Origin of the sequence: Pseudorhodoferax soli (genome assembly GCF_003337555.1) — a bacterium.
GTDB classification, from domain to species: domain Bacteria; phylum Pseudomonadota; class Gammaproteobacteria; order Burkholderiales; family Burkholderiaceae_C; genus Pseudorhodoferax; species Pseudorhodoferax soli.
In genome coordinates this window covers 370,646-383,724 of sequence record NZ_QPJK01000004.1, presented here as the reverse complement: position 1 = coordinate 383,724, position 13,079 = coordinate 370,646, and the positions used below count along the sequence as shown (strand labels likewise).

Sequence of the window (13,079 nt, the reverse complement as noted above, 5' to 3'; positions counted from 1 at the left end):
GACTCTCCGACGCCTTGCGGCCCGCACCATGACCTCTGCCCTGCACACCTCCAAGCTGACTTCCCTGCCGCTGCTGGCCCGCGGCAAGGTGCGCGACAACTACGCTGTCGGCACCGACCGCATCCTGATGGTGGCCAGCGACCGCATCAGCGCCTTCGACGTGATCATGGGCGAGCCCATCCCCGGCAAGGGCGCGCTCTTGACGCAGATGGCGTTGTACTGGTTCGACCAGCTCGGCCACCTGTGCCCCAACCACCTGACCGGTGATGCACCCGAGAGTGTGGTGGCGCCCGACGAGGTGGAGCAGGTGCAGGGCCGCGCCATGCTGGTCAAGCGCTTGAAGCCCATTCCCGTGGAGGCCGTGGTGCGCGGGTACCTGGCCGGCAGCGGCTGGAAGGAATACCAGGAAGGCCAGGCCGTCTGCGGCGTGCCGCTGCCGGCAGGCCTGCAGAACGCGAGCCGGCTGCCCGCGCCGATCTTCACGCCGGCCTACAAGGCCGAGGCCGGGGCGCACGACGAGAACATCACGTTCGAGAAGGTGGTCGAGATCGTCGGCCCGGAACTGGCCGCAAAGATCCGTGACACCAGCATCGCGATCTACGAGGCCGCCTGTGCCATCGCCCGGACCAAGGGCATCATCATCGCCGACACCAAGTTCGAATTCGGCCTGGACGATGCCGGCACGTTGCACCTGATGGACGAGGTGCTGACGCCGGATTCCTCGCGCTTCTGGCCGGCCGAGAGCTGGCAGGAAGGCAGCAATCCGCCCAGCTACGACAAGCAGTTCGTGCGCGACTGGCTCGAATCGGTGCGCATCAACGGCAAGCCCTGGGACAAGACCCCACCGGCGCCGCGGCTGCCGCGCGAGGTGATCGACAAGACCGCTGCCAAGTACCAGGAAGCCTGGCAGCGCCTCAACGGCTGATCAGTTCAGCGCCATGCTGAGCTTGCGGCGGTAGCTGGAGACCAGCGCCGCCTGCGGGTCTTCCGCCATGGCGGCCTTGCCGGTCAGCTCGATGCCGCCGGCGCTCTTGCCGCCGGCCTCGGCCGCCGCCTTGGGCTTGGGCGGCGTCAGCAGCTCCAGGATGGCGATGTAGGTCTTGCGCGGCAGCTCGTCGCTCCACTTCTTGTCGCGCATGACGATCTCCAGCAGCTCCTCCATGGCGGCGGTGGGTTCGCCACGCGCCAGCAGCACGCGGCTCTTGGCCAGGCGCAGGTCGAAGTCGCGCTTGTTCTCGGCGATCTTGGCGTCGAACTGCTCCACGCTCCAGTCCCGGCGCGGGTCGGCAGCCACCGCCTCCAGTGCCGCGCGCCATTGCGCCAGCGCCTCGAAGCGCAGCTGCACCGGGATCTGCACCAGCGCCGGCTGCAGCGCAGCGCCTGCATCCTCGAAGTGGCCGGCGGAGATCAGCAGCTTCACATAGTCGTAGCGGGCATCGTCGTTGGCCGGGTTCACGGCCAGCGCTTCCTGCAGCTTGACCAGCGCGGCGTCGGCATCGCCGGCTTCCAGCAGCTCTTGCGCGGCCTCGGCCTCGTCGGCGCTGGCCAGTTCCTCCTCGCCCGGCACGTGCTTGTCCAGGAACTCGCGGATCTGCGACTCCGGCACCGCCCCGACGAAGCCGTCCACCGGCTGGCCGCCCGAGAACATCACACAGAACGGGATGCTGCGCACGCCGAACATCTGGCTCAGCTGCTGGGCGATCTGCGGCACCTTGTCGGCGTCGAGCTTGGCCAGCAGGAAGCGGCCGTCGTAGTCGCGCTCGAGCTTTTCCAGCACCGGGCCCAGCTGTTTGCAGGGGCCGCACCATTCTGCCCAGATGTCCAGCAACACCGGCTGCTGGAGGGAGGCTTCGATCAGGTCGGCCTGGAAATTGTCGAGAGTGATGTCAATCATCGGGAGAACCTGGGGGTGAAAAGTAAAATTGCGCGATGAGCGCAGTTCAAATTGGAATTGTCATGGGCTCCAGCAGCGACTGGGACACCATGCAGCATGCGGTGGGGATTCTCCAGCAATTCGGTATCGCACACGAAGCACGGGTGGTCTCCGCCCACCGCATGCCGGACGAGATGTTCGCCTACGCCGAGGCCGCCGCCGGCCGCGGCCTGGCGGCCATCATCGCGGGCGCGGGCGGTGCTGCCCACCTGCCCGGCATGCTGGCGGCCAAGACCACGGTGCCCGTGCTGGGCGTGCCCGTGGCCAGCCGGCACCTGCAGGGTGTGGATTCACTGCACAGCATCGTGCAGATGCCCAAGGGCATCCCGGTGGCCACTTTCGCGATCGGGGTGGCCGGGGCCGCCAATGCGGCGCTGTTCGCCGTCGCCATGCTGGCCGTGAACGACCCGGCCTTGCGCGCCAGGCTCGATGCCTTCCGCGCCGAGCAGACCGCGGCCGCCCAGGCCATGACGCTGCCCCCGGTATGACGCAGCCCCCCTTGTTGCCCGGCGCCACGCTGGGCGTGATGGGCGGCGGCCAGCTGGGCCGCATGTTCGTGCACGCGGCGCAGAGCATGGGCTACTTCACGGCCGTGCTGGACCCGGATGCGTCCAGCCCCGCGGGGCGCGTGAGCCACCACCATGTGCAGACCGATTACCTGGATGCCCAGGGTCTGGCCGAATTGGCGCGCCTGTGCGATGCCGTGACCACCGAGTTCGAGAACGTGCCTGCGCCCGCACTGGCGCAGCTGGCGGCGCAGCGGCCCGTGGCCCCCGCGGCCGAAGCCGTGGCCATCGCCCAGGACCGCAGCGCCGAGAAGGCGCACTTCACGCGCATCGGCGTGCCCTGCGCGCCCTATGCCGAGATCACGGACCAGGCCTCGCTCGAGCGGGTCGGTGCCCAGCTCCTGCCAGGCATTCTCAAGACCGCGCGCATGGGCTACGACGGCAAGGGCCAGGCGCGGGTGCGCACGCGCGAAGAGCTGGCGGCCGCCTGGGCGCGCCTGCAGCGCGTGCCCTGCGTGCTCGAGCAGATGCTGCCGCTGGCCGACGAATGCTCGGTCATCGTGGCGCGTGGCCGTGACGGTGCCATGGTGAACTTTCCGGTGCAGCACAACCTGCACCGCGATGGCATCCTGGCCGTGACCACCGTGCACGAGGGTGTGCTGCCGGCCGCCATCTGCGAGAAGGCCGTCGCCGCCGCGCGCGCCGTGGCCGAGGGCCTGGCCTACGTGGGCGTGCTGTGCGTGGAGTTCTTCGTGCTGCAGGACGGCCGCCTCGTCGTGAACGAGATCGCGCCGCGCCCGCACAACAGCGGCCACTACAGCATCGACGCCTGCGACGTCTCGCAGTTCGATCTGCAGGTGCGCACGCTGGCCGGCCTGCCGCTGGTCGCGCCGCGCCTGCACAGCCCCTCCGTCATGTTGAACCTGCTCGGCGACCTGTGGTTCGACGCCAATGGGCAGCGGGCTCAGGTGAGCGCAGAGGCTGTCACGCCGCCCTGGGATGCCGTGCTGGCCCTGCCTGGGGTGCACCTGCACCTGTACGGCAAGCTCAAGGCCGCGCGCGCCCGCAAGATGGGCCACCTGAACGTGACGGGCGCCACGCCCGAGGCGGTGCGCGCCACCGCGTTGCGGGTGGCCGCCATCCTGGGCATCGCGCCGTTCTGACCATGATCCTTGCTGCTGCCGAACCGGGTGCCATCGCGCGCGCGGCCCAGACGCTGGCCGCCGGCGAGCTGCTGGGCCTGCCGACCGAAACCGTCTACGGCCTGGCGGCCGACGCGGGCAACGACGCGGCCGTGGACAAGATCTACGTCGCCAAGGGCCGCCCGGCCGACCACCCGCTGATCGTGCACGTCGCGCCTGGCGATGCCGGCGGCCTGCCGCCCGCGCTCGCGCACTTCGCGCAGGACTGGCCGGCATGGGCCGAAGCGCTGATCCGGCGCTTCTGGCCCGGTCCGCTCACGCTGATCCTGCCGCGGCGCGGCGCCGTGGGCGCCAAGGCGGCCGGCGGACAGGACTCCATCGGCCTGCGCTGCCCCTCCCATCCCGTGGCCCAGGCCGTGTTCCGCGCCGCCGCCGAGCTGGGTGTGGCCGGCGTGGCGGCGCCAAGCGCCAACCAGTTCGGCCGCGTGAGCCCGACCACGGCGGCACACGTGGCCTCGGAGTTCGGCGAGGGCCTGCTGGTGCTGGACGGTGGCGCCTGCGATGTCGGCATCGAATCGACCATCGTCGACGCGACGCGCGGCGTGCCGGTGTTGCTGCGCCCCGGCGGCATCAGCCGCGAGCAGATCGAGGCCGTCTGCGGCCAGCCCGTGCGCGGCAAGGACGAGCTGGCGGCCGACCCGCGCGCTTCGGGCACCCTGGCTGCGCACTACGCGCCGCAGGCCAGCGTGCGCCTGATGGACGCTGCCGCCTTGCAGGCCGCGCTGCAGGTGCTGGGCACGGAGCTGGATGCGGCCGTGGATGCCACGCCCACCGTGGCGGTCTATGCGCGCACCGCCCTGCGCAGTCCTTCGCGCCGCGTTCTGGTGCGGCGCATGCCGGCCGACGCGGCCGGTGCGGCGCGCGAACTGTTCGCCGTGCTGCGCGAGCTCGACGCGACAGGCGTGCGCCTGATCTGGGTGGAAATGCCCCCGTCCGATGACGCGTGGGCGGGTATACGTGACCGTTTGCAACGTGCGGCAGCTGCCTGACCGCGGTCGTACACTCCCGCAACTTTTTCTGGAGAGACCGATGAGTCGAATTTCCTGGCGGCGCGCCCTGGCCGCCGTGGCCCTGGGTGCCTCGGCCGTGTTGCTGAGCGCCTGCGGATCGAGCACCACCGAGTCGGAGCTGAAGCCCAGCCGTCTGATTTCCTTTGGCGACGCCTTCTCCGATGTGGGGCAATCCAGCGGCAACAGGTACACCGTCAACGACGGCACGACCAACCACTGGCTGGCGCAGGTGGCCGCGGAGTACGGCATCACCATCACCGCCTCGAACGCTGGCGGAACCGGCTACGCCAGGAACGGTGCCCGCGTGGTGGAAAAGCCCGACCTGCTGGGCAGTTCCGACACCTTGACCGTGACCGAACAGGCCGCCGCCTTCCTGGCCGCAGGCAACACCTATGCGGAGAGCGACCTGGTCATCGTCAACGGCGGCATGGCCGATGTGCTGGCGCAGGCCAAGGCCTTCCTGGCCGGCACCCAGACGCAGGACGAGTTCGTGAAGAACGCGGACACGGCGGGCAAGGCGCTCGGCACCGTGGCGCGGAACCTGGTCGCATCCGGCGCAAAACACGTGGTGGTGGTCGGCACCATGAACCTCGGCATCACGCCCTGGGCCCAGGCTTCTGGCCAGGCCTCTGCCATCGAAAGCGCCAGCCAGGCCTTCAACTCTGCATTCCTGGTTTCCGTGGTCGACCTGGGTGAAACCGTGCTGTACGTGGACGCGGCCTACTACTTCAACCTCGCGGCCGACAAGGACACCATTTCGAGCTTTGGCCTGAACAATTCGGTCAACGTCGCCTGCACGTCGGCGGATGCGGGTGCAGGCATCGGCATCGGCAGCAACGAGATCAACTCGTCGCTGTGCACGACCGGCACCATCGCTTCCGGCGTCACGTACAACAGCTACATGTTCGCGGACAAGCTGTACACCACGCCGAATCTGCAGCGCCAGTTCGGCACGTACGCCTACGGTCGGATCAACAACCGCTGGTGAGTACGCCAGGACAAGAATGAAAAAGAGCCCCGCGGGGCTCTTTTGTTTTGGGCTGGCTGGAGGTTCAGAGCCAGTCCTTGGCCTTCAGCGCTTCGAAGGCCATGTCGCGCACCAGGGTGTGCCCGTACGGCGTCGGGTGCACGGTGTCGGCGAACAGGTAGCGCGAGGAGTTGACCAGCGTCGTGGCGGTGGTGCAGGTCAGCGAAGGGGCGAGGAAGCCCGGTGCGTCAGGGAAGGTGTTGGTGCAGGCGGGGGTGTTCGCATTGGTGAGTCCAAATGCGGCTGGCGTGACAGAGTGCTGGGAGTTCTGGGCATAGAAGTCGATCTGCAACACCTCGGCCGTGCCGTCGAGCCCGGCCTTGAGCGCGGCATTGAAGGTCGTGGTCATCAGATCGACCAGTTGTTGCGAACCCGGCAGGGCTTCTTCGGCTTCCAGCGTTGCAGGCGTCTTGCTGATGTTGGGCAGGTTCAACACTATGACGCGTTTGGCGCCTTTGGCGACGATCTGGGTCTTGATCTGCACCGCGAGTTCGGTGCCGGCTTGGGCCATTGCGGCGATCGCCGTGGGGGCGGCGGACTGCACGGCCGCCTGGACTGCCGCAGCCACCTGTGCGGGCGACGTAGCGGTCGGCGTCGCTGCTGCTGCAGCAGCAGCGCCAACGGCAGCGAGTTCATCGGTCGCGACGAAAACATCGTTGGCGCCCGCCAGCACCGTCACGAGTTCCTTGCCCGTGAAGCTGCCGCCAGAGGCCGCCAGGTGGTTTGCGATCTGCTGGACCACAGGAACCGTCAGCTGGCCCAGTTGACCCTGGAACTGGGTCTGTTCGCCTGGAATCGTCAGCAATGCCTTGTTCCAGGGGCCGACTGGATTGGTGACGCGCGAGCCACCTTGGCCATAGGCGGTGCAGCCCGCATGGTTGGTGATCGCCGCCGCGAGTGCCGCGAAGATGCCGGTGGCTTCGAGACCGGTCTGCGCTGCGCAGGGTGCTGCCAGCCCCAGTTGCACCGACAACTGCTCGATCCAGATCTCGTTCCCCCCGCCATTCACCGTGTACTTGCCGCCGCCCAGGGCTGCGATGCCCGGCGTCTTGTAGCTGCCCACGTCGGACAGGCTGTCGCCGAACGACACCAGCCGGCTGTAGGTCGGACCGTCATCACCACCGCCGCAGGCGGCCAGCGCAAGGGCCGCGAGCACGGCGAGGCAAGTCTTCTTCAATTGCATGGAATTCCTTTCAACGGCTTGATGCAAGCGGCCAGTGCATGTGCGCGGACCCGCTCACAAAATTTACAGCCAGACACGCTTTCGCGGGCGATTTTTGAACGAAAGAGCATGCAAGTCGACCAAAGAAGATGTGCAAATTCCCTTGTCATCGGGCGTTTGCATGCATTAGGCCGTCACCGGTCGTCGTCGGCAGCCCATTCCAGCAAGGCATCCAGCGCCGGCCGCGCGGCCGGCGCACTGGCATGGTTGACCATGGCCACGACCACGTAACGCTGCCCGCTGCGGCCCCGCACGTAACCTGCAACGGATGCCACGTCGCGCAGCGAGCCGGTCTTGAGCCAGGCATTTCCGACCACGTTGGTCAGTCCGCGCTCGCGCATGCGTTCGGTCGTGCCGTCGACGCCGGCCAGCGACAGCGACTGCAGGTAGGTGGTGGCCTCGGCATGCCGGCTGGCACGCGCCAGCATGCGCGCCAGCGCGCTTGCGCTGATGCGCTCGTCGCGGCTCAGGCCTGCGCCGTTCTCCAGCACGGGCCCTGGCGTGGCGCTGCCGACGAATCGGAGCCACCAGGCGGCGATGGCTTCGCGTCCGTCCTCCATGCGCGCTGGCAGCCGCCGCTGGGCCGCCAGCGTCAGCAGCAGTTGCTGGGCCATCACGTTGTTGCTGCGCTTGTTCACATCGGCAATGACCTCGGCCAGCGGCAGCGAGGGCGCTTCCAGCAGCAGGCGGGCGCTGGCCGGCCGGCGGCCCTGGCGGGCGCCGCCGTCCAGTTGGCCGCCAGCCGCGCGGAACAAGGCGAGCAGCGCGCGCTGCGCATAGCTGGACGGCTCCACGTAGGCCACGGCCCAGTCGCGCTCGCCGCAGCGGGCGGGGAAGCTGCCCTGCAGGTGCACGGCGTTGGGATCGGAGAAATCGGCTTGCAGGGCGCTGCGCCAGTCGCCGCAGGCCTGGCCGCGGGCCAACGGTACGGCGTCCGGCACGGCCACCCCGGTCAGCGGCGGCTCGCTCGTCACCAGTGCGGTGCCGTCGGCCTGCGGCGTGAAGCGCAGGATCAATGCCTTGAAGTTGACCAGCAGCCCGTCGGGCGCGACGTTGTAGGGGCGCAGGGGCTCGTTGTCGAAGGCGGCCGGGTCGTGCGCCGGCACCTCGAAGATGCCGTTGTCCAGCACCATGTCGCCGCGCACCTGGCGCACGCCGGCCGCCTGCAGCGCGCGGAAGGCACTGTCCACGCGTTCGAGCACGAGCTTGGGATCGCCGCCGCCCTCGATGTACAGGTTGCCATGCAGCACGCCATCGGCCACGGCGCCATCGGCATAGAAGCGTGTCTTCCAGGTGAAGGCCGGGCCCAGTTGGTCCAGGGCGGCCAGCGTGGTGACCATCTTCATGACCGAGGCCGGGTTCATGGGCGCGTCCACGCGGTGGGCCAGCCGCGGGGCGGCACCGTCCAGTGGTTGCACGAGGAAGGCGACGGCGTCGCGCGGCACCTTGGCCTGGGCCAGCGCTGTGGCCACCGCCGGCGGCAACGGGCGTTCGGCACCAGGCGCGGCGGCCCCGCCCGGCAGGCTCAACATCCAACCCGCCAGCAGCGGGACCAGCCGGGACAGGGGCAAGCGCATGGCGGGCGAGTCTACCGGCGGCCCATCGGATAATCCTGCCCATGCTTTCCGTTTCTCCCAGCCTGCGCCTGCTGGCATTCGACACCAGCACCGAAAGCCTGTCGGTCGCCGTTTGCGACGGCGCGCGCGTGCTGGAGAGCAGCGGCCCCGGCGGTGCGCAGGCGTCCTCCACGCTGCTGCCGATGGTTCTGGACCTGCTGCACCAGGCTGGCCTGGCGCTGGCGCAGCTCGATGCCATCGCATTCGGCTGCGGGCCGGGCTCATTCACGGGCTTGCGCACCGCCTGTTCGGTGGCCCAGGGTCTGGCGTTCGGCACACGGGCCACGCGCCCGGAAGGCGTGCCGCTGCTGCCGGTCGATACGCTGCTGGCCGTGGCCGACGAGGCGCGGCATGTGGCCGGCCTGACCCAGGTCGTGGCGGCGCTGGACGCCCGCATGAACGAGGTCTACGCCGGCCACTACCGCTTCGTGGACGGCCATTGGCTGCAGGAAGGCGATTTCGACCTGCTGGCGCCCGAGGCGCTGGCCGTGCCCGACGGCTGGACGCTGGCCGGCAATGCGGGTGCAGCCTACGGCGCGCGGCTGGCCGGTGCGCCGGGCGTGGCGGTGTTGCCACTGGCCACCGCCATGCTGCGGGTGGCGCCACAGTTGCTGGCCGCAGGCCTTGCCGTGCCGGCCGAGCAGGCGCTGCCCCGCTATGTGCGCAACAAGGTGGCCAAGACCACCGCGGAGCGCATGGCCGAGAAGGCGGCTGCCCCATGAGCGCATTGCCGGAACTGACGGGCGAGGCCCGTTTCGAGCCCATGACCGAACATTGGCTGTCGGCAGTGGTCGCCATCGAACAGCAGGCCTACACCCACCCGTGGACGCGCCGCAACTTCCAAGACGCACTGGCGTCCGGCTACCAGGCCCAGGTGCTGCTCGGCGACAACGAGGTGCTGGGCTACTTCATCGCCATGAAGGGCGTGGACGAGGTGCACCTGCTCAACATCACCGTGGCGCCCACGCACCAGCGCCGCGGCTGGGCCCGCTTGATGCTCGATGCGCTGTGCCTGTGGTCGCGCGGCCAGCGCGCGCAGTGGCTCTGGCTGGAGGTGCGCGTGAGCAACCTGCGCGCATTCCAGATCTACGCGGCCTACGGCTTTCGGCGCGTGGGCCAGCGCAAGGGCTACTACCCGGAGTCGGCGTTCAAGCGCGAAGACGCCATCGTCATGAGTCTGCCACTGTGAGCGCGCGCTGCTGATGGCCCTCGAACTCGATGCGCGCCAGCGCGCCATGCTGGAAGAGATGCATGTGCGCGTCTGGTGGCCGCAGGCGCCGCAGGCGGTGGCCGCAGCGCCGCTTGCGGCCCAGGCTGCACCCCTTGCCGCGCCCGTCGCGCCGCCGCCCGTGGTCGCGCGGCCGGCGCCTGCCGTGGCTGCGGCCGCCCCTGCGGCAGCAGCGCCGCGGCCCGCTGCGGCCCAGGTCGACGACGGCCGCGCCGCCGCCATCGCCGCCATGGACTGGGCCACGTTGCAGCAGTCCGTGGCCGGCTGCGTGGCCTGCAAGCTCTGTGACACGCGCAAGAACACCGTGTTCGGCGTCGGCCCCGCCGCGCCCCAGGCCGATGCGCCGCCGCGCGTCGACTGGCTCATCGTCGGCGAGGCGCCCGGCGAGCAGGAAGACCTGCGCGGCGAGCCCTTCGTCGGCCAGGCCGGCAAGCTGCTGGACAACATGCTGCGCGCCGTCGGCGTGAGCCGCCATGGCGAGGTGCAGGGCGCGCAGGCGGCCTTCATCGTCAACGTGCTCAAGTGCCGCCCGCCCGGCAACCGCAATCCGGCGCTCGACGAGGTCGCGCAGTGCGAGCCCTTCCTCAAGCGCCAGATCGCGCTGCTGCAGCCCAAGATCATCCTGGCCGTGGGCCGCTTCGCCGTGCAGTCGCTGCTGGCCGGCAGCGTGCCGGACGTGCAGACCCAGCCGTTGGGCCGGCTGCGCGGCAAGGTCTACCGCTACGAGGGCGTGCCCGTGGTCGTGAGCTACCACCCGGCCTATCTGCTGCGCAGCCTGCCCGAGAAGGCCAAGGCCTGGGCCGACCTGTGCCTGGCCATGGAGACGATCAAGTCTCTGTAAGGGCGCGCCGGGCTGGCCACAGCACCGAGGCGATCGCCACCACCATGAGGCCCATCGCGGCCCAGTCCTGCCAGTGCAGCGCTTCGCCCAGCCACCAGGCGCCGCTGAACACGCCGAGGATGGGGATCAGCATCACCCCCAGCGTGGAGGCCACGGGCGGCAGTGCGCGTGCCAGCGAGAACCAGACCACCTGCGCCAGCGCGAAGATCAGCACGCCGTTGTAGAGGATGGCGCCCCAGACCGGCGGTGTCGGCGCGGTCCAGCGCTCGCGCTCGAACAGCCAGGCCAGCACGGTCATGATGACCATGCTCATGGCGGTCATCCAGAACACCAGCGCGGGCGTGGAGACCGGGATGGTGTGGCGCCGCATCTTCTGCGTGCCGATGGCCCAGGTCGCTGCGCCCACCAGGGCCAGCAGCACGCCCAGCGGCCGGCCCGCCATGTTGGACAGTTCATGCCAGAGCAGCAGCAGCACCCCCAGCGCGGCCGCAGCCACACCAGCCCAGGCGCGGGCGCGCAGCCGCTCGCCGAAGAACAGCGCGCCGAACACGGCCGAGAAGATCGGCATCGAATAGCCCAGGATGGCCGCGCGCCCGCTGGACAGCGCCTGCACCGCCAGCACCATCAGTGCGTGCCAGACGAACATGTTGGTCACGCCGAGCCAGAACAGCTCGCCCCAGTACTTGCGCGGAACCGCCAGCGGCGTGCGCAGCGCGAGCAGGCCCAGCCCCAGCAGCGGCGCGCCGATCCATAGCGAGATGACGCGGAAGGTGATCGCCGGGTAGCCCGTCACGCCGATCTTCATGACCGGCCAGTTCAGCCCCCAGACGAGGGTGAGCGCCACCAGCATGGCGGCTTGTCTCGTGCTCAATGCTTGCATAGGCGGTCGATGGTAGCGGGCCCGGTTCGTAGAATCGCCGCATGACTTTCCTCGACATGCTGCGCGGTGCCGAGCAGCGCAATGGCTCGCTGCTCTGCGTGGGCCTGGACCCCGACCCAGCCCGTTTCCCCGCCGCGCTGCGCGGCGACGCCAGCCGCATCCACGATTTCTGCGCCGCCATCGTCGACGCCACGGCCGACCTGGCCATCGCCTTCAAGCCACAGATCGCCTACTTCGCTGCGCACCGCGCCGAGGACCAGCTCGAACGCCTGATCGCCCACATCCGCCGCGCCGCGCCGCACGTGCCCGTGATCCTGGACGCCAAGCGCGGCGACATCGGCTCCACGGCAGAGCAGTACGCCATCGAAGCCTTCGAGCGCTACGGCGCCGACGCGGTCACGCTGTCGCCCTTCATGGGATTCGACTCGGTCGAGCCCTACCTGCGGCGCGAGGGCAAGGGCGCCTTCCTGCTGTGCCGCACCTCCAACCCCGGCGGCGACGACCTGCAGAACCAGAGCCTGGCCAGCGTCGATGGCCAGCCGCGCCTGTACGAGCACATCGCGCAACTGGCACAGGGCCCGTGGAACCGCAACGGGCAGCTGGGCCTGGTGGTCGGCGCGACCTATCCGTCGGAACTGGAGCGCGTGCGTGCGCTGGCGCCCACGCTGCCGCTGCTGATCCCGGGCGTGGGCGCACAGGGCGGCGATGCCGTGGCCACGGTGCGTGCCGCCTGGCGTGGCGACGCCACGCACACCACGGGGCCGGTGGTGGTCAGCTCTTCGCGCGCGATCCTCTATGCGTCGTCTGGCGACGACTTCGCCGCCGCTGCGCGGCAGGAAGCGCTGCGCACGCGCGACGTGCTGCACGCGGCGCGCGCCGCCTGACGCTCACAACCAGCGGAACGCCAGCGGAATCAGCAGCGAGGCCAGCACCACCTGCAGGCCCAGCGCCAAGCCGGCGTAGGCGCCCGCATCGGCATCGACCTGCAGCGCCCGGGCCGCGCCGATGCCGTGGGCCGCGGTGCCGAGCGCAAAGCCGCGCGCACGCCAGCCGGTCGGGTCGCGCGCGATGCGCAGCCCGTCGAACAGGTACTTGCCGCTCAACGCACCGACCAGCCCGGTCAGCACCGCGAACACCGCCGCCAGCGCCGGAATGCCGCCGATGGCCTGTGCCACCCCCATGGCCACCGGCGCGGTGACCGACTTGGGCGCCATCGACAGCACCACATCGGCCGGCAGGTCGAGCGCACGGCCCAGCGCCACGGCCGTGGCGCTGGCCGCCCCACCCCCAGCCAATGCGGCCAGCAGCAGCCGGCCCCAGCGCGCGCGCAGTTCGGCGCGGCGCTGCCACAGCGGCCAGCCCAGCGCCACCACGGCCGGCCCCAGCAGGAAGTGGATGAACTGCGCCCCCGCGAAATAGGTGGGGTAGGGCAGGCGCGTGGCCAGCAGCACGGCGCCGATGCACACCACGCTCCACAGCACCGGATTGGCCCAGGGCGCATGGCCGAGGCGGGCATAGGCGGCCTGCGCCAGCACATACACCACGAGCGTGGCCGTCAGCCCGAACAGCGGCGAGGCGGAGAGGTAGACCCAGAGTTCGACGAACTGCGCCATG

The 13,079-nt window shown here is 70.0% G+C and carries 14 protein-coding genes; 9 read left to right on the top strand and 5 right to left on the bottom strand.

All coding sequences use genetic code 11. From position 1 onward, the window contains the following. Window positions 1-28: 28 nt before the first annotated feature. A complete protein-coding gene (locus DES41_RS16540; protein WP_114468749.1) occupies window positions 29-925 on the top strand; it encodes a phosphoribosylaminoimidazolesuccinocarboxamide synthase in 897 nt (298 codons plus the stop codon). On the opposite strand, the gene DES41_RS16535 is transcribed toward DES41_RS16540, so the two are convergent. Next, a complete protein-coding gene (locus DES41_RS16535; RefSeq protein ID WP_114468748.1) occupies window positions 926-1,894 on the bottom strand; it encodes a tetratricopeptide repeat protein in 969 nt (322 codons plus the stop codon). 35 nt (window positions 1,895-1,929) lie between these two features. Between DES41_RS16535 and purE the strand changes: the two genes are divergently transcribed. From purE to DES41_RS16515, 4 genes are read left to right on the top strand one after another with little or no spacing between them, the layout of a single operon-like run. Then, the gene (gene purE / locus DES41_RS16530) at window positions 1,930-2,421 is read left to right on the top strand and encodes a 5-(carboxyamino)imidazole ribonucleotide mutase (protein ID WP_114468747.1); all 492 of its coding nucleotides are present in this window, start codon (window positions 1,930-1,932) and stop codon (window positions 2,419-2,421) included. Further along, on the top strand, window positions 2,418-3,602 hold the full coding sequence (locus DES41_RS16525; RefSeq protein ID WP_114468746.1) for a 5-(carboxyamino)imidazole ribonucleotide synthase: 1,185 nt from the start codon (window positions 2,418-2,420) through the stop codon (window positions 3,600-3,602). Before purE ends, DES41_RS16525 begins: the two co-directional genes overlap by 4 nt. Window positions 3,603-3,604: 2 nt before the next feature. Next, window positions 3,605-4,630 carry an L-threonylcarbamoyladenylate synthase gene (locus DES41_RS16520; protein ID WP_114468745.1) on the top strand — a complete coding sequence of 342 codons (1,026 nt, stop codon included), beginning with the start codon at window positions 3,605-3,607 and terminating at the stop codon, window positions 4,628-4,630. A 40-nt stretch (window positions 4,631-4,670) separates the two neighbouring features. Continuing rightward, entirely contained in the window at window positions 4,671-5,639 is a 969-nt protein-coding gene (locus DES41_RS16515) for an SGNH/GDSL hydrolase family protein (protein ID WP_114468744.1), read from the top strand. 64 nt (window positions 5,640-5,703) lie between these two features. Here DES41_RS16515 and DES41_RS16510 read toward each other — a convergent pair whose 3' ends face one another. Together DES41_RS16510 and dacB are read right to left on the bottom strand one after the other, a co-directional pair. Next, complete coding sequence (locus tag DES41_RS16510) at window positions 5,704-6,861, bottom strand: SGNH/GDSL hydrolase family protein (RefSeq protein WP_114468743.1); 1,158 nt, start codon at window positions 6,859-6,861, stop codon at window positions 5,704-5,706. Between the two features lie 173 nt (window positions 6,862-7,034). Continuing rightward, window positions 7,035-8,477 carry a D-alanyl-D-alanine carboxypeptidase/D-alanyl-D-alanine endopeptidase gene (gene dacB, locus DES41_RS16505; RefSeq protein ID WP_114468742.1) on the bottom strand — a complete coding sequence of 481 codons (1,443 nt, stop codon included), beginning with the start codon at window positions 8,475-8,477 and terminating at the stop codon, window positions 7,035-7,037. A 41-nt stretch (window positions 8,478-8,518) separates the two neighbouring features. Here dacB and tsaB point away from each other — a divergent pair, with 41 nt between their 5' ends. The 3 genes from tsaB to DES41_RS16490 are packed head-to-tail and all read left to right on the top strand — an operon-like array spanning window position 8,519 to window position 10,585. Continuing rightward, a complete protein-coding gene (gene tsaB, locus DES41_RS16500) occupies window positions 8,519-9,238 on the top strand; it encodes a tRNA (adenosine(37)-N6)-threonylcarbamoyltransferase complex dimerization subunit type 1 TsaB (protein WP_245965739.1) in 720 nt (239 codons plus the stop codon). Further along, on the top strand, window positions 9,235-9,705 hold the full coding sequence (rimI, locus tag DES41_RS16495) for a ribosomal protein S18-alanine N-acetyltransferase (protein WP_114468741.1): 471 nt from the start codon (window positions 9,235-9,237) through the stop codon (window positions 9,703-9,705). Before tsaB ends, rimI begins: the two co-directional genes overlap by 4 nt. A gap of 13 nt (window positions 9,706-9,718) precedes the next feature. Continuing rightward, window positions 9,719-10,585, top strand: coding sequence for a uracil-DNA glycosylase (locus DES41_RS16490; protein ID WP_114468740.1), 867 nt, complete (start codon window positions 9,719-9,721; stop codon window positions 10,583-10,585). Here DES41_RS16490 and DES41_RS16485 read toward each other — a convergent pair. Then, window positions 10,572-11,465 carry a DMT family transporter gene (locus DES41_RS16485; protein ID WP_114468739.1) on the bottom strand — a complete coding sequence of 298 codons (894 nt, stop codon included), beginning with the start codon at window positions 11,463-11,465 and terminating at the stop codon, window positions 10,572-10,574. The genes DES41_RS16490 and DES41_RS16485 overlap by 14 nt on opposite strands. A 41-nt stretch (window positions 11,466-11,506) precedes the next feature. Between DES41_RS16485 and pyrF the strand changes: the two genes are divergently transcribed. Continuing rightward, window positions 11,507-12,349, top strand: a complete 843-nt coding sequence (gene pyrF / locus DES41_RS16480) for an orotidine-5'-phosphate decarboxylase (protein WP_114468738.1) — start codon at window positions 11,507-11,509, stop codon at window positions 12,347-12,349. A gap of 3 nt (window positions 12,350-12,352) precedes the next feature. Here pyrF and DES41_RS16475 read toward each other — a convergent pair whose 3' ends face one another. Continuing rightward, on the bottom strand, window positions 12,353-13,078 hold the full coding sequence (locus DES41_RS16475; RefSeq protein WP_114468737.1) for an LrgB family protein: 726 nt from the start codon (window positions 13,076-13,078) through the stop codon (window positions 12,353-12,355). Window position 13,079: the final 1 nt, after the last annotated feature.